Here is a 19,649-nt window from a genome sequence, read left to right as displayed (position 1 = left end):
CGGCAGCGCAGGCTGCAGAGAGCGAAACGAGCCGTGTCCCGCTCAGGGGCACGGCTCGTCTGCGTTGCTGCGCGTCGCTAGGGGTGACGTCGAGGCGTCACTCGGGGGAGTCGGGGTCGCGTTTCTTCCGGCGCCGGTTGAGGTCGCGCAGGAACTCCGCGTCGTCGTCGGGCGCGATCGGACGCGCCTGATTGCCGCCGCCGAACGGGCGGCTGCCCGGGGCGCGACGGAATGGGTGGCCACGGGTTTCGACCGTGCGCACCACGAGGTAGATCACGACCGCGATCACGATCAGCAGAAGAAGCAGCTTGCCCACGCCTCAAGGATAGTTCGCTGGCCGCCGGTAGCCACGTTGCCGGTAGAGCTTAGGCTGGATGGGTGAAGGAGTTCGTGGTTTACACCCTGATGAGGCTCGGCCTGTTGGTCGGAGCCTTCGCTGTCGTGGTCGGTGTCTGGAGCATCTTTGCGGACGACGTGCCGGTGCTGTGGGCGGTGGTTCTCGCCTTCTTGATCAGCGGGATCGCTTCGTTCTTCGTGCTCAACCCGCAGCGTGAGCGGTTCGCCGCGAAGGTCGAGGGCCGCGCTGCGCGGGCTGCGGCGAGGTTCGAGGAGCGCCGGGCCAAGGAAGACGACGACGAGTGACCACCGCTGGGCGCGCTTGGCTCAACGAGGCGCTGCGCAAGGTCGAGGCCGACGCGAACCGCTCGGCCGACACGCACCTGCATGTCTTCCCGTTGCCGGCGTCCTGGGGCGTGGATCTGTACCTCAAGGACGAGTCGGTCCACCCGACCGGCTCGTTGAAGCACCGGTTGGCGCGTTCGCTCTTCCTGTACTCACTCTGCAACGGTTGGATCACCGAAGGCACCACGGTGATCGAGGCGTCGTCAGGTTCGACCGCGGTCTCCGAGGCGTACTTCGCCCGGCTGCTGGGGCTGCCGTTCGTGGCGGTGATGCCGCGGTCCACCTCGCCGGAGAAGATCGCGCTGATCGAGTTCTACGGCGGCCGCAGCCACTTCGTCGATGACGGTGCCCTGATCTACGACGAGGCGCGTCGGCTCGCATCCGAGTGCGGCGGGCACTATCTCGATCAGTTCACCTATGCCGAGCGCGCCACCGACTGGCGCGGCAACAACAACATCGCCGAGTCGATCTTCGAACAGCTGGCTCTGGAGCCGCACCCGGTTCCGGAGTGGGTCGTGGTCGGCGCCGGGACCGGTGGCACCTCGGCCACCATCGGGCGCTACGTGCGTTACCGGCGTCTGGACACGCGAGTCTGTGTGGTCGACCCCGAGAACTCGGCGTTCGCGCCGTCCTATGCGAGCGGCGACCCGACGGTGACCACCGATCGTGGTTCGCGGATCGAAGGGATCGGTCGACCTCGGGTCGAGCCGTCCTTCATCCCGACCGTGGTGGACGAGGTGCTTTCGGTACCGGACGCGGCGTCGATCGCGGCCGCCCGCTGGTGCAGCGACGTCACCGGCCGGTTGGTTGGCGGTTCGACGGGGACCGCGCTGTGGGGTGCCCTGCACAAGGTGGCGCAGATGCGTGCGCATGGCCGTACCGGATCGGTGGTCACTCTGATCTGTGACGGCGGTGAACGCTACTCCGACACCTACTTCAATGACGCGTGGCTCGATGCCCAAGGGATCGATCCGAGCTCGTACCGGGCGATGCTGGACAACTTCCTGAGTTCGGGGGAGCTCGCCTGAGGGTGGATCCGTGGCATCCATATCGAAAATCGATAATAACGATTATCGTTAAGATATGGCTGGAATCGGATCCGTTGAACTCTTTGTGCTGGCGGTCGTCGCGTTGGTTGCGCTCGGCCTGATCGCACGAGCCTCGGCGCGATCGCGTCGCGGGGCAGAGATGACGCCCGTCGTGCGCACCACCTGGTGGGTCTGCGTGACCTACGGAGCGGTGGTGGTGATCGGCACCCTTCTCGGTGTTCTGCAGGTGCTCACCGACGACACGGTGACCGTGGAAGCGCCGATCGAGGAGTTCTGGCCTCAACTGCCCGCGGGGATGACGATCGACGACGGCCAACGCCCGGATCGGCTCGTGGAGGGCGCGATGACCAGTGCCACGCTCACTGTTTCCGGCCTGGAAACCTCCATCCGTGTGGTGCTCGCGGCTGCGGAAGCCGTCTCCGGGCTCACCATCGTTGCCGTCGTCCTGGTGATCGGGCTGGCGTGCCGCAACATCGGCCGGGGCACGCCGTTCGCCCCCGTCCTGGCTCGCGCCTGTGGTCTTGCCGCGGGTGCCGTGGCGATCGGCTCGATGGTGGCCCAGGTGCTGGGTAGCCTCGGTAGGAGCCAGGCGGCGGAGGCCGCGCTGCGCTGGTCCTCCGCGTCGTGGGAGTGCAAGGGGAAGGGGTGCGCCGACATGGCGCCGGAACAGTTCGTGCCCGCGGCGAGTTTCTCCGTGAACCTCGACCTGTGGCCGCTCGCCGTCGCGCTGGTGCTCGGGGTGGTTGCGGTCGTTCTGCGTAGCGGGATGGCCTTGCAGCGAGACACGGACGGCCTGGTGTGAGCCCAGCGGAAGCGGAGAACACCGGCATCCACTGCCGCCTCGATGAGCTGCTCGTCGAACGTGGGATGACCCTCACCGAGCTGAGCGGGCTCGTCGGGGTCAGCGTCGTCAATCTGTCGGTGCTCAAGAACGACCGGGCCCGCGCGATCCGCTACTCCACGCTGGAGGCGATCTGCCGGGTTCTGGACTGTCAGGTCGGAGATCTGCTCGTGGTGAGTGACTAGACGAACTCGCGAGTTCGTGTAGTTCCGCAGCCGCTGCCGAACGAAAAGCCCCTGAAAGCGCAGCTTTCAGGGGCTTTTCGTCAGGGACTATCGGTCAGTTGACCTGGGGGACGCCGGCCAGGGCGGCTTGGAGGTCGTCCTCGGAGAGCGGGTCGTCCTCGAGGCGGCCGGTCAGGAAGGAGTCGTAGGCGCCGAGCTCGAGCAGGCCGTGGCCGGAGAGCAGCACCACGATCACCTTCTCCTCGCCGGTCTCCTTGGCCTCGAGCGCCTCGCGGCGGGCCTGGGCCAGCGCGTGCGACGACTCCGGAGCCGGCACGATGCCCTCGGTACGGGCGAACTCGACGGCGGCCTCGAAGCACTCGGTCTGGTGCAGTGCGGTGGCCTCGATCAGGCCCTCGTGCACGGTGTGCGAGACCAGCGGCGCCATGCCGTGGTAGCGCAGGCCGCCGGCGTGGATCGTGGACGGCACGAAGTCGTGGCCGAGCGTGTACATCTTCATCAACGGGGTGAGCCCGGCCGTGTCGCCGAAGTCGTAGCGGTACTCGCCACGCGTCAGCGTCGGGCAGGAGGACGGCTCGACCGCGATGATCCGCGGGTTCTGGTTGCCGGCCAGCTTCTCGCGCAGGAACGGGAAGGCGATACCGGCGAAGTTCGAACCGCCGCCGGCGCAGCCGATCACCACGTCGGCGCCGCTCTCGCCGGCCTTGGCCAACTGCTTGAGCGTCTCCTCGCCGGTCACCGTCTGGTGCAGCAGCACGTGGTTGAGCACGGAGCCCAGGGCGTACTTGGCCTCCGGGTCCTGAGCGGCGAGCTCGACCGCCTCGGAGATCGCGATGCCCAGCGAGCCCGGGTGGTCCTCGGGGAACGCCTTGCCCGACTCGGTCATCCGTGACGGGGAGCGGTGCACGGTGCCGCCGAAGGTCTCGATCAGGGTCCGGCGCTGCGGCTTGGTGTCGAAGGAGGCGCCGACCTGCCACACCTCACACTGCATGTCGAAGAGCGCGCAGGCGTAGGAGAGTGCGGTGCCCCACTGGCCCGCACCGGTCTCGGTGGTGAGCCGGGTGATCCCGTTGATTTTGTTGTAGTACGCCTGCGGAACGGAGGTGTTGACCTTGTGCGAACCGGCCGGCGAGACGCCCTCGTACTTGTAGTAGATCCTGGCCGGAGTGCCGAGCTTCTGCTCCAGGTTGCGGGCCCGGATCAGCGGCGAGGGGCGGTACTGCGCGTAGACCTCGCGCACGGCCTCCGGGATCTCCACCCAACGTTCGGTGGTGACCTCCTGGGCGATCAGCTCCGGCGGGAACAGCGGCGCGAGGTCGTCGGGGCCTACCGGCTGGTGCGTGCCCGGGTGCAGCGGCGGGGGCGGCGGCGTCGGCAGGTCGGCGACGATGTTGTACCAGTGGGTCGGCATCTCCGAGTCGTCGAGCAGGAACTTACGGGGCTCAGGCATGGACACTCCTTGGGAATGGGCGCAGAACAGTTCTCCCTCGGCATGGGGCGAGGGAGCGGGAAGGGCTTACTTCAGGTGCCGGTCGATCCGAGACCGCGGCTGCCCCAGCACCTTGGCCAGGATCGGTGCGCGGAACTTGTACACCGCGAAACCAGCGGCGATAACCAGCAGGATGATGAGCCACGTCATGGGCTCAATCTAGCCCCGCGGCGCGGCTGGCGGTGGGCCTCAGACCCGACTGGTCGGATCCTGGTCACCGTGGTCGCCACGGTTGCCGTTGAAGACCTCGCCGAAGTTCACGGTCCGCTTGGCGTTCGAGAGTGCCGTCACGATCGTGGTGCCGAGCGCGCCGGCACGGTCGAAGACCAGGGCGCTGCCGACCGAGACGCCGTCGTAGGAGGTGTGGTCGAGAGCGGTCAGACCGATCTCGCGGCCGACCGGCTGGCGCGAGAGGGTCAGCGTCACGTCGGCGTTGATGTAGTTGACGCCGGCGCTGCCCCAGTTGGTGACCAGGGTGGTGGAGTCGGCGACGGCGGCCGCGGCGCTGAACCCGGACGACACCTCGCCGGAGACGACCTGTGGCACGGTGTTCCAGATCGTCTTGTGGTCGGCGTTCTGGTGGGCGGCGAAGTTCTGCGACCACTCGCCGCCGCTGAGGAAGAACGGCGGGCGGACGTCGTTAGGCCCGGCCACCGGCACGTCGGGCGGCGAGGGCAAAGGCGTGGTCCGCTTCCAGACGTCGCCGGGCGGCTCTTCGGTCGCCTTGAGGAAGAGCGCCGACGAGCGGGCCATCACTTCGTCGTCCTGGAGCAGCAGGGTGTCGACCAGCGCGAGCCGGTTGCTGGAGCGGACCACGGTGGTGGCGAAGAAGCAGGGGGCCATCGCGGCCGGACGGAAGAGGTCGACCGTGTGTCGAGCGGGGACCAGTTCGCGACCGCCCTCGGCGAGGACCGCCTGCTCGGCGGCGCGGGCGAGTGCTCCGCTGATCGCGACGCCGTGCATCTGGTCGGCCGACCACAGGCTGCGGGCGACGTCGGTCGGCACCAGGCTCTCGCCGGCACGTTCGAAGAAGACGATCTCCATGGTCACTCCTCAGCTCTCAAACAGTCGGTCGCCGGGATTCGGCGCCAGCCTGGAAGAAGTGTGGCACTGAGTGCCTCAGGCCGTGGCAACCAGTGCCACAAAGAGAGCAACGGCACACCCGAGCTGGGCGATACCGATCTGCGCCAGTGCCGGCACGAGGTGGCGCCCCTGGGCGCCGGAGAGCACCCGGCGCAACGGACGACCGCTCATCGGCACCACGATCAGACCGGCCAGGGCCCACCAGGTGGTGGTCGCTGCCAGGGCGACGACGGCTGCTGCGGCAGCGAAGACCATCAGCGCGAAGAGCTTGCGGGTCCCGCCGTCGCCCAGCCGCACGGCCAAGGTGATCTTGCCGGACTCCTTGTCGGTGGGGATGTCGCGCAGGTTGTTGGCGACCAGGATCGCGCAGGCCATCGCACCTGCCACGATCGCGCCGTAGAGCGAGGGCAGGACGACGTCGCCGGCCGAGCTCTCGGTCTGGACGTAGGTGGTTCCCATCACCGCGACCAGGCCGAAGAAGACGAAGACCATCACTTCGCCGAGGCCGAGATACCCGTAGGGCTTGCTGCCGCCGGTGTAGAACCATCCGGCCAGCACACAGAGCGCGCCGACGGCGACCAGCCACCAGGCAGTGGTTGCGGCGAGCGCGAGCCCGGCGACGGCGGCCACCCCGAAGGCGAGGAAGGCGGCGCGCTTCACCAGCGCGGGTTCCACCAGGCCGGATCCGACCAGTCGGAGCGGGCCGACCCGGTCCTCGTCGGTGCCACGGATCCCGTCGGAGTAGTCGTTGGCGTAGTTGACCGCGACCTGCAGCGCGAGAGCGACGACCAACGCCAGGGCCGCCTTCCACCACACCGGCTCAGCGGTGTGTGCTGCGACGCCGGTACCGATCAGGACGGGAGCGAGAGCGGCGGGAAGGGTGCGGGGTCGCGCGCCGGCGAGCCACTGTGACGGGGAGGCCATGATCAGCGATTCAAGCATGTACCGCCAGTGGGCACACGTTGCGGGGATAGCCTTCAGCGGTGAACTTCTTGCGGCCCGTGCACGGCACCACCGACGAGGTGCTCGGGGCGCTCGCCGAGTGGTTGGCCGCACCGGGCGAGCCGGAGCCTCTGGTGGTCGCGACCTCCGGGTCGACGGGCCGTCCCAAGCAGGTGCTTCTCTCCCGTCGGGCGATGCTCGCCTCTGCCGAGGCCACCCATCAGCGGTTGGGTGCCCCGGGGCGCTGGCTGTTGACGTTGCCGATCAGCTACGTGGCCGGCCTCCAGGTGGCGATCCGTTCGCTGCTCGCGGGTCAGCCGCCGATCGTCGTCGACGACGACTGGACGGCGGCTGTCGAGCAGCTCGACGGCGTCGGCTACACCTCGTTGGTGCCTACTCAGCTACATCGGATCCTGACCGACGCTGACGCCCATGGTGACGGCGGCGCCGCGCTGGCGGCGCTGACCCGCCTGGACGCCGTCCTGTTGGGTGGTGGACCGCTCGACCCCGCGCTGCGGGCGCGCGCCGAAGCCGCCGGAGTGCGGGTGATCGCGACCTATGGCGCCAGCGAGACCTCCGGTGGCTGCGTCTACGACGGCGTCCCGTTGCCGGGGGCGCTGGTGGAGATCGACGCCGAGTCGCGGATCAGGCTGGGTGGCGCGACGATCTTCGACGGCTACCTCGACGACCCCGAGCTCACCGCCGAGACGCTGCGCGACGGGTGGTATCTGACCAGCGACCTGGGCCGGATCGTCGACGGCCGGTTGCAGGTGCTGGGCCGCGCCGACGACGTGGTGATCAGTGGCGGCGTCAAGGTGCCGATGCCCGCGGTGGCGGCCCGGCTCCGCGAACACCCGGACGTCGACCTGGTGGAGATGGTGGGTCTGCCCGATCCCGAGTGGGGCCAGCGGGTGGTGGCGGTGGTGACCGGCGCGGCAGCGCCTGAGCTCGTCGCGCTCCGTGCCTGGGTGGCGGATCGGCTCGACCGGCGCTGGGCACCGCAGCAGCTGGTGCGGCTGGCTGCGTTGCCGTTGCTGGACAACGGAAAACCCGACCGCGCCGAGATCCGACGACTGGCCGAGGAGGCCCGATGAGTGACCTGGTGGTCTGGCAGACCCCGCTGCACACGCGTTTCCGTGGACTCAACGTCCGCGAAGGGGCCCTGATCCGAGGCGAGCGTGGCTGGGGCGAGTGGAGCCCGTTCCGGGAGTACGGCACCGCCGAGGTGGAGCCGTGGCTGCGCTGTGCCGAGGAGGCGGCGGCGGGCGACTGGCCCGAGCCGATCCGGAGCGAGGTGCCGGTCAACGTGACGGTGCCGGCCACCGATCCGCAACGTGCACACGCGATCGTCGCCCAGGGCGGCTGCCGGACCGCGAAGGTCAAGGTGGCGGAACGCGGACAGACCCTCGCCGACGACATCGCCCGGATCGAGGCGGTCCGTGACGCGCTCGGTGCCGGTGGGCTGATCCGGGTCGACGCGAACGGCGGCTGGGACGTCGACCAGGCGGTGACCGCGATCGCGGCCCTGGACCGCGCCGCCGGCGGCCTGGAGTACGTCGAGCAGCCGACCAAGAGCGTCGAGGAGTTGGCCGAGACCCGGCGCCGGGTCGAGGTGCCGATCGCTGCCGATGAATCGATCCGTCGGGCCGAGGATCCGTACCGGGTCCGCGATCTGGAGGCCGCCGACATCGCGGTGCTCAAGGTCCAGCCGCTCGGCGGGGTCCGGGCCTGCCTGCGGATCGCGGAGGAGATCGGGCTGCCGGTGGTGGTCTCCAGCGCGTTGGAGACCACGTTGGGCCTCGCCGCCGGGGTGGCGTTGGCGGCGGCGCTGCCCGAGTTGCCGCACGCCTGCGGTCTGGCGACCGGTCAACTGCTGGTCGACGACCTCGTCCGCGACCGGCTGCTGCCCCGCGACGGGATGCTGCCGGTGCGGCGCGCGGACGAGCTACTGGTCGACCGGGAACTGCTCGCGGAGGTGACTGCGCCGTTGGAGCGTCAGCACTGGTGGGCGACCCGGTTGGCCGAGGTCTACGCCTTCCGGGACGCCGTTGCTGCCTCTGGCGGCGGCGTGCGGGATGATCGGCGGTGATGTTCCCGCCTGCCAACCCGTCGACGCGTCTCGCCCGTGAACTCCTCGAGGAGCTTGCGGCTGCTGGTGTTCGCGAGCTGGTGCTCTCCCCGGGTTCTCGCAACGCCCCGTTGGCGTTCGCTGCCTGGGAGGCGGATCAGGCTGGTTGGCTCCGGCTGCACACCCGGATCGACGAGCGCAGCGCCGGCTTCCTGGCGCTGGGGCTGAGCAAGGTCGGCAGCCGTGCCGCGGTGATCTGCACCTCGGGTACGGCGGTGGCCAACCTGCATCCCGCCGTCCTGGAGGCAGCGCACTCCGGGGTCGGACTGATCGTGGCCAGCGCCGACCGTCCGGCGCGGCTCCGGGGTACCGGGGCGAGCCAGACCACCGACCAGGTCGGCATCTTCGGTGCTCAGGTGCCCTGTTTCGACATCGCCGACGGCGTCGACCGTGTCGAGCTGCGGGCAGCTCTGGCGCAGCCTGACCAGCCGGTGCACGTCAACGTTCAGTTCGACCTGCCGTTGGTGCCGGACGCCCCGTGGGCCGACCGGATCGCCCCGGAGCCGGTCGCGGTGGCGCCCGTGGGAGAGGCGACGGTCACCGAGCTGGCGCCGGGCCCGCGCACCGTAGTCGTCGCCGGCGATGATGCCGGCAAGGCGGCCCGCCAACTCGCCGAGGCTGCCAACTGGCCGTTGCTGGCCGAACCGAGCAGCGGATCGCGGACCGGACGCAACGCGATCCGCAGCTACCGGTTGTTGTTGGGCGGTGAGCTCGGTGCCAGGATCCAACGCGTCGTCGTCGCCGGCCACCCGACCCTGTCGAGGCCGGTCACCCAGTTGCTGGAACGCGCTGACGTCGAGGTCGTGGCGTTGCCGTCCCGCGGCATCTGGGGGAAGCGTCCTTTCGCGGTCGACGTCGAGGTCGAGACGGTTCGCGTCGAGGCCGAGGAGCCTTCCTGGCTTGAGGATTGGCGTCGTGCCGATGGCGCACTCTCCCAGCGCGTCGATGCGTTGCTGGCCGGGGAGTCGGAGTTGACTCCGTACCGGGTGGCGGCGTCGGTGAGCGCCGCGGTGCCGCCCGGCGGCCTGTTGATCCTGGGCGCCTCGAGCCCGGTGCGGGACCTGGATCTGATGGCGCGTCCCTACCCGGTGGGGCAGCGACGTCGGGTGATCGCCAACCGAGGCCTCGCTGGGATCGACGGCACGATCTCGACGGCGATCGGTGCCGCGTGGGGGCGGTCCCACGGCGGGCGGAACTTCGCTCTGCTGGGCGACGTCACCTTCCTGCACGACACCAACGGTCTGGTGCTCGGCCCGGACGAGCCGCGTCCCGACCTGACGATCGTCGTGGTCAACGACGACGGCGGCTCGATCTTCACCATGCTGGAGCAGGGTGCGCCTACCTTCGACGACCGGTTCGAGAAGCTCTTCGGGACGCCGCACGGGGTCGACCTTGCCGCGCTCTGCGCCTCGACCCGGACGCCGCACTGGCGGGTCGAGTCGGCGGCCGAACTCGAGCAGGCGTTGAACTCTCCGAACGGCGGCATCGAAGTGATCGAGGTGCGGGTCCGCCGCGACAACCGCCGCGAACTCGACGCTCGCCTGGGCGCGCTGGTCACCGACGCCTGAGCCTCAGTGGATCCGGGGGAGTCGGACCTCGACGCTGGTCCCCTCGCCGAGTCGTGAGGTGAGCCGGACCGCGCCGCCCTGCTCCTCGACCAGCCGTTTCACGATCGGCAGGCCGAGGCCGGTCCCAGGTTGGGCACGTGCCCACGGGTCGGGCGCCCGGTAGAACTCCTCGAAGACATGGGGGAGTTGCCGGTCGGCGATCCCGATCCCGGTGTCGCGGCACTCCATCACCAGGTCGTCGCCTTCGGTCCTCAAGGTCAGTTCGATCCGGCCGTCGGGCGGGGTGTACTTGAGGGCGTTCGAGGTGATGTTGACCAGGATCCGGCGCAGATCGCTGCGATTGCCGTTGGTCCGGGTGTCTTCGGCGTCGACCTTGGCGTGGAGCACCTGCCGGTTCTGCTCGGCCTGCGGCTGGTGCAGTTGCAGGACCTCGTCCAGCAGCGGGGCCAGGTCCAGGATGTGCAGCTCGTGGTTCGGCCGTTCGCCGTGCAGCAGTTGGAGTTGGTCCGCGACGTCGGTGACCTGGGTGGTGCCGGCCCGCAGTGCGCTGAGCAGGCGGCTGCGCAGCGCGGGGTCGGCGATCGAGCGCTCCTCGAGGAGGTCGAGGTAGTTGTTCATCGCGTGCAGCGGGCTGGCCAGGTCGTGCGCCACGGAAGCGGCGAGCTGGGCGTGCTGGTCGATCTCCTCGCGGAGCTCGTCGAGCTGGTTGTGGAGCCGGTTCCGGACCAGGTACGAGCTGATCGCATGGGCCAGTTCGACCGCGATCGCGCGAGCACCCTCCAACTCGGCCCGGGTCCAGGAGGCACGGGTGGCCGAGCGCCGGACCACGAGAGCGCCGTAGCAGGTGGTGTCGTCGCCGACCGGGAGCAGCAGGGTCTCGGGGTAGACGTCGGTGGTGGGGTTCGGCGCCTCGACCAGGCGCAGGATGGTGTCCCGGTGCCAGACGTTGACGAGGGCGAGCCGTTGACCGCTCAGCGCGCGGTCGCTTGCCATCCCGAGGTTCAGGACGGCGGGGTGGAACCAGCCGGCACTCACCTCGTCGGCGTCGATGCCCTGGGTGATCCCCTCGATCGCGTCGGCGACCAGGTCCGGGACCGAGACCGCGCGGCTGGCGCGCACCGAGGCATCGTGGGTGGCCTGCATGATCCGGGCGCGTTGGGTGGCGAGGTCGCCCTCGACGATCGCCAGGATGCTGCGGGCAGCGAGACGACCGATGCCGTTCAGGGCGGCGTGCTCCTCGGGCCGCGGTACCCGCCCGTTCTTCGGCATGTCCAGGCTCATGCTGCCGATCAGGGTGCCGGCGTCGTCGTGGATCGGGAAGTCGAGACCGCAGTACGGGTCCCAGTCGTCGGGGTCGGTGGCCGGCGGCTCGTCGACGACCAGCAGCATCTCGCGGATATCTTCGGGACAGTCGGCGCCGGAGGTGTAGATCCAGCCGCCCCAGTGCGCGGTCTGGCCGACGGCGCGGTGCCAGATCTCCAACGGGATGGCGGTGCGTTCCAGTTCGGCATCGCTCAGGGTGGTGCCGACCGTCTCTACCACCTGCATGAACCCGTCCTCGCGGACCCGGTTGAACGCCGCGACCTCGAAGTTGGTGAGGTCGGCGAGCTCATGGAGTACTTCGCGCAGGCTGGACCGGGTCGCTGGGGCGACGAGGGAGAGGGCGCGGGCGGCACGGGTCGAGCCGGTCTCGATGAAGGTGCGTGGTGTCGGTGCCTTGCGCTGATAGTGGCGCGCTGAATCTGTCATCGATGCGGCCCCCTTCATCCCGGTTCCAGCACAACCCCTTATCACTCACGTTAGCCTTTGCGCGCAATATGTGTAGGGGCCAGACGATTTTTGGATGGTGACCGATCTTCTACTATCCCCCTATGCGGATCACCAAGTACGGCCACGCGTGTGTTCGGTTGGAGCACGCCGGGGTCAGCCTCGTCGTGGACCCGGGCCTCTTCGCCGACGCCGAGGTGCTGGCCGGGGCGGACGCGGTCCTGATCACCCACGAGCACCCCGACCACTATCAGCCGGAGTTGCTGCGGACGAGCAGCGCGGCGATCTACACGATCGACGCCGTCGCGACCAAGATCCGCGCCGAGATCCCGGAAGCCGTCGACCGGCTCCACGTGGTCGCCCCTGGTGACGTGCTCGACCTGGGCCTGCGGGTCGAGGTGTTCGGCGAGCAGCACGCCGTGATCCACCCGGACCTGCCGCGGTTCTTCAACAGCGGTTATCTGTTCGACCTCGGCGGCAGCACCGTCTTCCACCCGGGGGACGCGCTGGACCTCCCGAAGTGCACCGTCGACGTCCTGATGGTGCCGTCCAGCGCACCGTGGCTGCGCTCGGCGGATGCGGTCGACTTCGCCCGTGCCGTCGGTGCCCCGACCAACCTGGCGATCCACGACCGCGTCTACACCGAGTTCGGCCATGGCGTTCTGGACACCCAGATGAAGGCGCTGCTCGGCTCGGAGCAGCGCTACCTACGGGTGCCGGACGGCACCGACCTGGACTGAGTCGGCCGGGGCGGACCTGGCGAGGCGCGTCGGTGCTAACCGGGGACCGCTGGGGCCGCAGCCTCCGCAACGCTGAGCGGTAGCCGCACCTCAACCGTGGTGCCGACTCCCAGCGCCGAGCTGACCTGGACCGTGCCGTCGGCGTTCTCCACGAGACGCTTGACGATCGGGAGACCGAGCCCGGTGCCGGGCTGCGCCTGGGTGAACGTGTCCGGTGACCGGTAGAACTCCTCGAAGACCCGGGGGAGTTGACTGGGGGCGATCCCTACCCCGGTGTCGCGCCAACGGATCACCGCCTCGCCGTCGCGGTGGGTGACCGTGACGGTGATGCTCCCGCCGGGCGGGGTGTACTTCAACGCGTTGCTGGTCAGGTTGGCCAGCACCCGACGCAGTTCGACGGCGGCCATCGAGACGTAGGTGGGTGCCACGATCTCGGCGCCGAGCACCTGGTCCTTCGCCTCCGCGCTCGGGGTGTGCAGGTCCAGGGTCTCTTGGAGCAGCGGTGCCAGGTCCGTGGTGGGGGCGGCCTCGGCTGCCGGTGCATCGCTGAGCAGACTGAGTTGGGCGGCGAGTTCTGCCGCCTGGGAGGTGCCGCTGCGGAGCGCCTCCAGGAGGGTGTGGCGTTGCTCCTCCGACGTCATCGCGGGGTGGCTGAGCAGATCGATGTAGTTGCGGATCGCGTGCAGCGGTGAGGCCAGGTCGTGGGCGACCGATGCGGCGATCTGAGCCCGGTTGGTGACCTCGGCACGCAGGTCCTCCACCTCCCGGCGCAGGCGTCGCCGGACCTCACGGTCCGTCAGCTGCCGGCCGAGGTCGCGCCCGATGGTGACGGCGCCGGCGATCTCGGCGGGGCTCCAGGGCGCCGGGTGGGTACGACGCTCCAGCACCAACATCCCGTAGCAGGTGGTCTCGTCGCCGATCGGGAGATGGAGCACGGAAGCATCGCCGGGGCGCTGGGACGGCACGACCAGCGCGGTGCCTTGGCGCCAACTCCGGATCGCTGCGGAGCGGACCTCCGGAGCCGGAGCCGGTCGGGGCAGCAGAGACGCCGTGCTGGGGTGGAACCAGTAGACCGTGATCTCGTCCAGACCGAAGGTCGACATCAACGCTTGCCGGATCGCAAGCGAGTGCTCGCGGGCGGGTGCGGCGGGGGCGGTCTCGGCGATCTGCCGTGCGCCGGCGGCCAGCTCTGCGCGCTGCCGGGCGTCCTCGGCCTCGATGATGCTCATCATGGACTGGACGGCCATCCTGCCGACCGCGTCGAGTTGAGCGCGCGCCTCCGGCGGCGGCACCCGGCCGTCCACCGGGGCGTCGAGATGGAGCGCGCCGCGCAGGTTGCCGTCGGTGTCGCGAAGTTCGCAGGCCAGCGCGTGGGCCGGGTCCCAGTCGCCCTCGGAGTCGTTGTCGGTACCGGTGTTCGGGTCGATCTGCCAGTCGTAGCGGCAGTCATCGGGGTGCTGGGAGCTTGATGGACGGAAGATCCAGATCCCCCACTGCTCGCGCTCGACGCCGTCGCGGAGCCAGCGGTTGAGCGGGAGCCAGGTCTGCTCCTTGTCTGCCTGGCTGAGCTCGGCACCGACCACCTCCGCCATCTGGATCAGGTCCTGCCCGTTGCGCACGATGCTCAGCGCCGCGACCCGGAAACCGGTCAGTGTGGCGAGCTGTTCCAGGACGGCTCGGGTCCGTTCCCGTGTCTTCGGCCCGATGATCGGAAACGGCACGGCGGGCTGCGGCGACCCGTAGGTGGGGCGCCGCAGGCGGACCGCGCTGCTCTCGGACATGCCCAGGAGACGGTCCAACCGCCCGGGCGTGACGCGGTTTGGAACAGGGAACTTTTCTGAATCAGCTGAGGGCGTCGCGGACCGGGACGAACTTCGCCTGCGACTCGGCCAACTCGGCCTCCGGGGCCGAGTCTCCGACGATCCCGCAGCCGGCGAAGAGCCGCACGGTGTTGCCGTCGATCTCACCGGAGCGAAGCGCGATGCCCCACTCGCCGTCGCCGGCCGCGTCCATCCAACCGACCGGGCCCGCGTAGCGGCCGCGGTCCATCCCCTCGATCTCGGCGATCACCGCGACCGCGGTCGCGGTCGGTGTGCCGCCGACCGCAGCGGAAGGGTGCAGGGCCTCGGCCAGCCGGAGCGAGGAGACCCCGCCGTGCGGGTGCGCGGCGTCCTGGACCACGCCGGTGACGTCGGTGGCCAGGTGCATCACGTTGGGCAGGTGCAGCACGAACGGCACATCCGGCACGTTCATCCCGGTGCAGTGCGGCTCCAACGCCTCCGCCACCGAACGGACGGCGTACTCGTGCTCCTCCAGGTCCTTCGAGGAGCGGGCCAGGGCGGCGGCCAGTGCCAGGTCGCGCTCGTCGTCACCGGTCCGCCGGATGGTGCCGGCCAGCACTCGCGAGGTGACCAGACCACGTTCGCGGCGCACCAGCATCTCCGGGGTGGCGCCGAACATGCCGTCCACGTGGAAGGTCCAGCAGGTCGGGTACCCCTCGGCGAGCCGGGCCAGCGGCCACCGGACGTCGACCTCGGCGTCCGCGGTGGCGACCAGATCCCGGGCCAGGACGACCTTCTCCAGATCGCCCCGGTTGATCCGGGCCACCGCCTCGCTGACCGCACTCATCCACTGTTCGCCGTTGCGGGCGCCGTCGGCGAAGGTGACGGTCGGCGCGGCCGGTGCCGACTGGACGGCCAGCTCCGGGGCGGCACCGTCGATCGTGGTCACCCAGGTCAGGTTGCCCCGGCGACCGACGACGACCTCGGGCATCACCAACACCGAGTCGCCCGGCTCGTCGGCGAAGCCGAAGGTGCCGAAACAGACCGGCCCGGTGCCGGGTTCGCTGAGCTCGTTGTGGATCTCCAGGCCGGCGACCAGTTCGCTCCACCACTTGGCGGCGTCCGCGAACCGAGTGGGGCCGCTGGTCCGGATCTCGGCGGCGTTGCCCCAACCGACGATGCCGTCGCCGTGGCGTAGCCAGCTGAGCGGTCCGCTCTGGGGGACGAGGTCGAGAAGCGACCCGTGGATCGCCTCGACCGCGACGGTGGTGACCACCCGGGGTGCTGTGCCGCTCATGGCGGCTCAGCCTACGCCTGTAGTGGCCCCGGAGTGGATTCGGCTCAGCTCCAGTAGACGATCACCTTGTCGCCCACCCGGACCTGGTCGAAGAGCCACTCGATCCCGGCCCGGTCGCGGACATTGACGCAGCCGTGCGAGGCGCCGGAGTAGCCGCGGGCGGCGAAGTCCGAGGAGTAGTGCACCGCCTGGCCTCCGGAGAAGAACATCGCGAACGGCATCTCGCTGTCGTAGAGCGAGGAGACGTGGTACCGGGACTTGCTCTGTACCGAGAACGCGCCTTCGCGAGTCGGCGTGGAGGAGGCGCCGAACCGGACCTGAAGTGTCTGCTGCACCTCGCCGTCGACCACCCAGCGCACCGTGCGGCTGGACTTGTCGATGCAGAGCGCGCGACCGGTCTGGCACCGGGCGTCGAGCGGCGCGCCGGTACTGGCCGACGGTGGGGCGAGGTTGAAGAGTTCGGCCCTGGTGGGCTGGCGGGTCATCGCGTGCAGCCGGTCCAGGGTGCGCTGATCCACCTCGCCGGTGACCGGGATCTTGCGCTTCGCCTGGAAGCCGCGGATCGCTTCCACCGTGGCCGGGTTGAACTGGTCGCTGACCGAGCCCGACAGCCAGGCGATCTGCTTGAGCCGGGCCTGCAGGTCGCGGACCTTCGCTCCGGTGTCGCCCGAACTCAGCAGCGCGGGGCCGGGCGTCAGGGTGGGCTTGGGTGGCTTCGGCTTCTTGGTCGGCGACGGGGTCGGCGAGGTCGGGAGGTCGCTCGGGGCGGCGCTGGGGCTGGCCCCCGGGGTGTCGGGGGAGTGGGTCCCCTTGCCTGGCGACGGCGTTGCGGGTGCCGAGGTTTCGGCGTGGTCGTCCGACCGGTTGTCCAGGTGGCGGGTCGCGTACCCCGCTCCATAGGCGATCACGATCAGCAAGGCGCCGACCAAGGCGGTCAGCGTGGTGATCCGCAGCGCTTTCATGCGTTACCTCCCGAGTTCACTAGAGCAGTCATAGATGTTGACGCCGCAGCGGGGAATTTGGTTGCGGTGATCCGATGCCGATCTTTGGAACTGTGCCGAGTACGGTTGCCGGGTGACCCGAGCCGACCTTGACAAGGACCCGAGCGACGTCCGACGCATGTTCGACGCCGTGGCGCGGCGCTATGACATCACCAACGATGTGCTGTCGCTGGGCCAGGACCGTCGGTGGCGCAAGGACGTCCTGGACGCCGTCGCCCCGCAGCCGGGGGAGCTGATCCTCGACCTCGCGGCCGGCACCGGCACCTCGAGCCAGCCGTTCGCGGACCGTGGCGCGACCGTGGTCCCCTGCGACTTCTCGCTCGGCATGCTCCAGGTCGGCAAGAAGGCCAAGCCGCACCTGGCGTTCACCGCCGGAGACGGCACCAAGCTGCCGTTCGCGGACGCCACCTTCGACGCGGTCACCATCTCGTTCGGTCTGCGGAACATCGTGAACACGGTGGCCGGGCTCTCCGAGCTGCGCCGGGTGACCAAGCCCGGTGGCCGTCTCGTCGTCTGCGAGTTCAGCCACCCCACGAACGGCCTCTTCCGCAAGGTCTACATCGAGTACCTGATGAAGGCTCTGCCCGCGGTCGCCCGCGCCGTCTCCTCGAGCCCGGACGCCTACGTCTACCTGGCCGAGTCGATCCGTGCCTGGCCCGACCAGCAGGGTCTGGCCCGGCTGATCCGCCAGGCCGGATGGGCCTCGTGCGAGATCCGTAACCTGTCGGGCGGGATCGTCGCCCTGCACCGCGCCTACGCTCGTTAACGCTTGGCCCGCTGATTCGAAGGAGCGCCGATGACTTCGGTTGACCACGCTGCTGGATACGACGCGCAGGTGATCGTGGTGGGTGCGGGACCGGCCGGTGCCGCGACCGCCTTCCACCTGGCCAATGCGGGGGTCGACGTCCTGCTGCTGGAGAAGTCCGCGTTCCCGCGCGACAAGATCTGCGGCGACGGACTCACACCGCGTGCGGTCAAGCAGTTGGTCGCGATGGGCTTCGACCTCAACGAGCCGGGCTGGCAGAAGAACAAGGGTCTGCGGATCGTCGGCGCCGGGCACCGGATCGAGCTGCCCTGGCCGGAACTCTCATCCTTCCCCTCCTTCGGGATGGCACGGGCCCGGATGGAGCTCGACGAGATGTTGGCCCGGCACGCGCAGAAGGCGGGGGCCCGGCTGCAGGAGCTGACCGCGGTGACCGGCCCGCTGCTCGACGAGCGCACCGGCCGGGTCGTCGGCGTCACCGCCAAGCCGGTCGACGAGCGGGGCCGCAAGGTCGGTGACGAGGTCGCCTATCGGGCGCCGATCGTGGTCGGTTGCGACGGCGTCAGCGCGCGGCTGGCGACGGCGCTGGGGATCGAACGTCGGGAGAACCGTCCGATGGCGGTGGCCTGCCGCGCCTACTACAGGACGCCGCTGCACGACGACGAGTGGATGGAGTCGTGGCTGGAGCTGTGGGACGGCAAGCCCGGCGAAAGCAACAAGCTCCCCGGTTACGGCTGGATCTTCCCGCTCGGTGACGGCACCGCCAACGTCGGGCTGGGCATCCTGAACACCTCGTCGGCCTTCCAGAACATGGACTACAAGGACTCGATGCGGCGTTGGCTGGCGCACGTCGACCCGGCGTTCGGCTTCACCGACGAGAACCTGGTCGCGCCGATCAAGTCGGCAGCGTTGCCGATGGGCTTCAACCGGAAGCCGCACTACGGACGGGGTCTGCTGCTGGTCGGTGACTCCGGCGGCATGGTGAATCCGTTCAACGGTGAGGGCATCGACTACGCCCTGGAGGCCGGCCACATGGCTGCCGACACCATCGTCTCCGCGTTGGCGGTGCCTGAGGGTGCTGCTCGGGAGCAGGTGCTCTACGGGTACCAGAAGGCGCTCGACGACGCCTACGGCGGCTACTTCACCTTGGGCCGAGCCTTCGCCAAACTGGTCGGCAATCCCACCTTCATGAAGCAGGCCACCAAGTACGGCCTGCCGCGTAAGACGCTGATGAAGTTCACCCTGAAGTTGATGGCCAACCTCACCGACGCTCGCGGCGGCGACGCCCACGACAAGGTCATCAATGCACTCACGAAGGTCGCTCCCAACGCCTGACCGCGCACCGCGGGAGATAGTCCCTGACGAAAAGCCCCTGAAAACTGCGTTTTCAGGGGCTTTTCGTTCGGCAGCGAAGCGGTGATGGCGCGAACCGTCGACTTCCCGATCCCGGGCGTCGAGGCTGGCCAGACGTGCGAAGTCGCGGGTTGACGTCGTCCCCGTGCCGCTGCCGAACGTTGCGCCCCGTTCGCCCGGCGTGTCGGGGGCCGTTCGTCAGGGACTATCGCGAGGCGTGGAATTAGGGCATGCGGCCGTGGGCTAATTGCCTTCTGTGGCACGGGTTCGGTGGAAAAACGGAATCGTTGGCGGTTTGCCCTTCACCAATGTGATTCGTGCCTCATACACTGTGACGTACGTCATTCGTGAATGCGTTCACAAAGTCAGAGTGTGGCCGGTGAGCGCGGCGCGACCGTTCGTCACAAGGGAGCCCTATGGCCTTCGCCGATGCCGATCCACTGAACCGGATCGCTGCTCGCGTGCGGGGTGCCAGGCCACAAGCGGCTGGTGATGTGACGGCCCCGCTGGAGATTCTCAGCCCTCGACGGCGCCCGCTTGCGCCGGGTGAGGGCGTCTAGGGAGGTCACCATGGAGCTCTATACCCCGGTCCTCGGCCTACTGATCCTGGCCACCGGCTTCGCCGTCTTCTCGATCGTGATGAGCATGGCGACCGGCCCGAGCCGCTACAACCGCGCGCGGCTCGACGCCTACGAGTGTGGCATCGAACCGACCCCGCAAGCGGTCGGCGGCGGCCGGTTCCCGGTGAAGTACTACATCACCGCGATGCTCTTCATCGTCTTCGACATCGAGATCATCTTCCTCTACCCGTGGGCCGTCCACTTCGACGCGATGGGCTTCTTCGGGCTGGTCGAGATGGTCATCTTCATCGCGACGGTCTTCGTGGCCTACGCGTACGTATGGCGACGCGGCGGCCTGGACTGGGACTGAGAGTCGCGATGCACTGCACATGCCTGCGTTCTTGTCGGTCGGCGACCGCTC

The 19,649-nt window shown here is 69.3% G+C and carries 20 protein-coding genes; 11 read left to right on the top strand and 9 right to left on the bottom strand.

Going from position 1 to position 19,649, the window contains the following annotated elements; translation table 11 throughout:
- Positions 1–97: 97 nt before the first annotated feature.
- The gene (locus ACLM5J_RS15325; protein ID WP_413657323.1) at positions 98–316 is read right to left on the bottom strand and encodes a hypothetical protein; all 219 of its coding nucleotides are present in this window, start codon (positions 314–316) and stop codon (positions 98–100) included.
- A gap of 62 nt (positions 317–378) precedes the next feature.
- On the opposite strand from ACLM5J_RS15325, the gene ACLM5J_RS15320 reads away from it, so the two are divergent.
- From ACLM5J_RS15320 to ACLM5J_RS15305, 4 genes are read left to right on the top strand one after another with little or no spacing between them, the layout of a single operon-like run.
- Positions 379–642 carry a DUF4229 domain-containing protein gene (locus ACLM5J_RS15320; RefSeq protein ID WP_413657321.1) on the top strand — a complete coding sequence of 88 codons (264 nt, stop codon included), beginning with the start codon at positions 379–381 and terminating at the stop codon, positions 640–642.
- Positions 639–1,709 carry a PLP-dependent cysteine synthase family protein gene (locus tag ACLM5J_RS15315; RefSeq protein WP_413657320.1) on the top strand — a complete coding sequence of 357 codons (1,071 nt, stop codon included), beginning with the start codon at positions 639–641 and terminating at the stop codon, positions 1,707–1,709. Before ACLM5J_RS15320 ends, ACLM5J_RS15315 begins: the two co-directional genes overlap by 4 nt.
- 55 nt (positions 1,710–1,764) lie before the next feature.
- Positions 1,765–2,532 carry a hypothetical protein gene (locus tag ACLM5J_RS15310; RefSeq protein ID WP_413657319.1) on the top strand — a complete coding sequence of 256 codons (768 nt, stop codon included), beginning with the start codon at positions 1,765–1,767 and terminating at the stop codon, positions 2,530–2,532.
- Positions 2,529–2,756 carry a helix-turn-helix domain-containing protein gene (locus tag ACLM5J_RS15305; protein ID WP_413657317.1) on the top strand — a complete coding sequence of 76 codons (228 nt, stop codon included), beginning with the start codon at positions 2,529–2,531 and terminating at the stop codon, positions 2,754–2,756. Before ACLM5J_RS15310 ends, ACLM5J_RS15305 begins: the two co-directional genes overlap by 4 nt.
- A gap of 94 nt (positions 2,757–2,850) precedes the next feature.
- Here the strand turns inward: ACLM5J_RS15305 and ACLM5J_RS15300 are convergent, their stop codons facing one another.
- The 4 genes from ACLM5J_RS15300 to ACLM5J_RS15285 form a co-directional block, all read right to left on the bottom strand.
- Positions 2,851–4,206 (bottom strand): TrpB-like pyridoxal phosphate-dependent enzyme, encoded by a 1,356-nt coding sequence (locus tag ACLM5J_RS15300; protein WP_413657316.1) that lies wholly within the window; start codon positions 4,204–4,206, stop codon positions 2,851–2,853.
- Positions 4,207–4,272: 66 nt separating this feature from the next.
- A complete protein-coding gene (locus ACLM5J_RS15295; RefSeq protein ID WP_413657314.1) occupies positions 4,273–4,395 on the bottom strand; it encodes a hypothetical protein in 123 nt (40 codons plus the stop codon).
- 39 nt (positions 4,396–4,434) lie between these two features.
- Positions 4,435–5,289, bottom strand: coding sequence for an acyl-CoA thioesterase domain-containing protein (locus tag ACLM5J_RS15290; protein ID WP_413657313.1), 855 nt, complete (start codon positions 5,287–5,289; stop codon positions 4,435–4,437).
- Positions 5,290–5,364: 75 nt separating this feature from the next.
- A complete protein-coding gene (locus tag ACLM5J_RS15285; protein ID WP_413657312.1) occupies positions 5,365–6,252 on the bottom strand; it encodes a 1,4-dihydroxy-2-naphthoate polyprenyltransferase in 888 nt (295 codons plus the stop codon).
- A gap of 59 nt (positions 6,253–6,311) precedes the next feature.
- Between ACLM5J_RS15285 and ACLM5J_RS15280 the strand changes: the two genes are divergently transcribed.
- From ACLM5J_RS15280 to menD, 3 genes are read left to right on the top strand one after another with little or no spacing between them, the layout of a single operon-like run.
- Positions 6,312–7,364 carry an AMP-binding protein gene (locus ACLM5J_RS15280; protein ID WP_413657311.1) on the top strand — a complete coding sequence of 351 codons (1,053 nt, stop codon included), beginning with the start codon at positions 6,312–6,314 and terminating at the stop codon, positions 7,362–7,364.
- Positions 7,361–8,359 carry an o-succinylbenzoate synthase gene (locus ACLM5J_RS15275; RefSeq protein WP_413657310.1) on the top strand — a complete coding sequence of 333 codons (999 nt, stop codon included), beginning with the start codon at positions 7,361–7,363 and terminating at the stop codon, positions 8,357–8,359. Before ACLM5J_RS15280 ends, ACLM5J_RS15275 begins: the two co-directional genes overlap by 4 nt.
- A complete protein-coding gene (menD, locus tag ACLM5J_RS15270) occupies positions 8,359–9,966 on the top strand; it encodes a 2-succinyl-5-enolpyruvyl-6-hydroxy-3-cyclohexene-1-carboxylic-acid synthase (protein ID WP_413657308.1) in 1,608 nt (535 codons plus the stop codon). The genes ACLM5J_RS15275 and menD overlap by 1 nt, the downstream gene beginning before the upstream one ends.
- Positions 9,967–9,969: 3 nt before the next feature.
- Here the strand turns inward: menD and ACLM5J_RS15265 are convergent, their stop codons facing one another.
- Complete coding sequence (locus tag ACLM5J_RS15265; RefSeq protein ID WP_413657307.1) at positions 9,970–11,715, bottom strand: sensor histidine kinase; 1,746 nt, start codon at positions 11,713–11,715, stop codon at positions 9,970–9,972.
- Positions 11,716–11,837: 122 nt separating this feature from the next.
- Here ACLM5J_RS15265 and ACLM5J_RS15260 point away from each other — a divergent pair, with 122 nt between their 5' ends.
- Positions 11,838–12,473, top strand: a complete 636-nt coding sequence (locus ACLM5J_RS15260; protein ID WP_413657306.1) for an MBL fold metallo-hydrolase — start codon at positions 11,838–11,840, stop codon at positions 12,471–12,473.
- Between the two features lie 35 nt (positions 12,474–12,508).
- Here the strand turns inward: ACLM5J_RS15260 and ACLM5J_RS15255 are convergent, their stop codons facing one another.
- From ACLM5J_RS15255 to ACLM5J_RS15245, 3 genes are all read right to left on the bottom strand, one after another.
- On the bottom strand, positions 12,509–14,254 hold the full coding sequence (locus ACLM5J_RS15255; protein WP_413657305.1) for a sensor histidine kinase: 1,746 nt from the start codon (positions 14,252–14,254) through the stop codon (positions 12,509–12,511).
- A 61-nt stretch (positions 14,255–14,315) separates the two neighbouring features.
- Positions 14,316–15,551 carry an isochorismate synthase gene (locus ACLM5J_RS15250; RefSeq protein ID WP_413657304.1) on the bottom strand — a complete coding sequence of 412 codons (1,236 nt, stop codon included), beginning with the start codon at positions 15,549–15,551 and terminating at the stop codon, positions 14,316–14,318.
- A gap of 44 nt (positions 15,552–15,595) precedes the next feature.
- Entirely contained in the window at positions 15,596–16,513 is a 918-nt protein-coding gene (locus ACLM5J_RS15245) for a L,D-transpeptidase family protein (RefSeq protein WP_413657303.1), read from the bottom strand.
- Between the two features lie 112 nt (positions 16,514–16,625).
- Between ACLM5J_RS15245 and ACLM5J_RS15240 the strand changes: the two genes are divergently transcribed.
- The 3 genes from ACLM5J_RS15240 to ACLM5J_RS15230 all read left to right on the top strand — a co-directional run bounded on the left by ACLM5J_RS15240 (position 16,626) and on the right by ACLM5J_RS15230 (position 19,598).
- Complete coding sequence (locus ACLM5J_RS15240; protein WP_413657301.1) at positions 16,626–17,318, top strand: demethylmenaquinone methyltransferase; 693 nt, start codon at positions 16,626–16,628, stop codon at positions 17,316–17,318.
- Positions 17,319–17,348: 30 nt separating this feature from the next.
- Positions 17,349–18,650 carry a geranylgeranyl reductase family protein gene (locus tag ACLM5J_RS15235; protein ID WP_413657300.1) on the top strand — a complete coding sequence of 434 codons (1,302 nt, stop codon included), beginning with the start codon at positions 17,349–17,351 and terminating at the stop codon, positions 18,648–18,650.
- Positions 18,651–19,238: 588 nt separating this feature from the next.
- A complete protein-coding gene (locus tag ACLM5J_RS15230; RefSeq protein WP_413657298.1) occupies positions 19,239–19,598 on the top strand; it encodes an NADH-quinone oxidoreductase subunit A in 360 nt (119 codons plus the stop codon).
- Positions 19,599–19,649: the final 51 nt, after the last annotated feature.

This window comes from Nocardioides sp. Bht2, assembly GCF_047308515.1.
In the GTDB taxonomy this organism is placed as follows: Bacteria; Actinomycetota; Actinomycetes; order Propionibacteriales; family Nocardioidaceae; genus Nocardioides.
Note: the sequence above shows the minus strand (reverse complement) of the source record. Positions and strands in the feature narration are given on the sequence as shown.

Bases quoted from the DNA above. Each gene is read 5' to 3' on its own strand.
- ACLM5J_RS15230 (WP_413657298.1), top strand. From the start codon at position 19,239: ATGGAGCTCTATACCCCGGTCCTCGGCCTACTGATCCTGGCCACCGGC.
- menD (WP_413657308.1), top strand. From the start codon at position 8,359: ATGTTCCCGCCTGCCAACCCGTCGACGCGTCTCGCCCGTGAACTCCTC.
- ACLM5J_RS15295 (WP_413657314.1), bottom strand. From the start codon at position 4,395: ATGACGTGGCTCATCATCCTGCTGGTTATCGCCGCTGGTTTCGCGGTG.
- ACLM5J_RS15235 (WP_413657300.1), top strand. From the start codon at position 17,349: ATGACTTCGGTTGACCACGCTGCTGGATACGACGCGCAGGTGATCGTG.
- ACLM5J_RS15275 (WP_413657310.1), top strand. From the start codon at position 7,361: ATGAGTGACCTGGTGGTCTGGCAGACCCCGCTGCACACGCGTTTCCGT.
- ACLM5J_RS15300 (WP_413657316.1), bottom strand. From the start codon at position 4,206: ATGCCTGAGCCCCGTAAGTTCCTGCTCGACGACTCGGAGATGCCGACC.
- ACLM5J_RS15250 (WP_413657304.1), bottom strand. From the start codon at position 15,551: ATGAGCGGCACAGCACCCCGGGTGGTCACCACCGTCGCGGTCGAGGCG.
- ACLM5J_RS15310 (WP_413657319.1), top strand. From the start codon at position 1,765: ATGGCTGGAATCGGATCCGTTGAACTCTTTGTGCTGGCGGTCGTCGCG.
- ACLM5J_RS15260 (WP_413657306.1), top strand. From the start codon at position 11,838: ATGCGGATCACCAAGTACGGCCACGCGTGTGTTCGGTTGGAGCACGCC.
- ACLM5J_RS15290 (WP_413657313.1), bottom strand. From the start codon at position 5,289: ATGGAGATCGTCTTCTTCGAACGTGCCGGCGAGAGCCTGGTGCCGACC.
- ACLM5J_RS15285 (WP_413657312.1), bottom strand. From the start codon at position 6,252: ATGGCCTCCCCGTCACAGTGGCTCGCCGGCGCGCGACCCCGCACCCTT.
- ACLM5J_RS15245 (WP_413657303.1), bottom strand. From the start codon at position 16,513: ATGAAAGCGCTGCGGATCACCACGCTGACCGCCTTGGTCGGCGCCTTG.
- ACLM5J_RS15255 (WP_413657305.1), bottom strand. From the start codon at position 14,254: ATGTCCGAGAGCAGCGCGGTCCGCCTGCGGCGCCCCACCTACGGGTCG.
- ACLM5J_RS15265 (WP_413657307.1), bottom strand. From the start codon at position 11,715: ATGACAGATTCAGCGCGCCACTATCAGCGCAAGGCACCGACACCACGC.